This is a genomic window from Pseudomonas huaxiensis (assembly GCF_003231275.1).
Classification (GTDB): Bacteria; Pseudomonadota; Gammaproteobacteria; order Pseudomonadales; family Pseudomonadaceae; genus Aquipseudomonas; species Aquipseudomonas huaxiensis.
The window spans coordinates 1-202 of sequence record NZ_QKVL01000240.1 but is presented as its reverse complement, the minus strand read 5'-3'; the positions used below and the strand labels follow the sequence as shown (position 1 = coordinate 202).

General features: G+C 63.4%; 1 protein-coding gene. It reads left to right on the top strand.

The window, feature by feature from the left end:
- Positions 1-202: immunoglobulin-like domain-containing protein (locus DM374_RS33040; RefSeq protein WP_157969856.1), on the top strand; the 202-nt coding region annotated here is incomplete at both ends.

The window sequence follows — 202 nt, the reverse complement described above, 5'->3', positions numbered from 1 at the left end:
TCACTGGCGTCACCGGCGGCAACTACGAGCACCTGGAAACCGCGGGCACGCCGACCACCGTCGTCACCGATGACCCAGCGCGCCTGGACACCACCGGTCTGACCCTCAGCGCCACTGGCTCGGTACAAGAAGGCGGCAACATCGTCTACACCGCCAAACTGACCAACCCAGCCGGCACTGAGATGAAGATCACCTTGAGCAA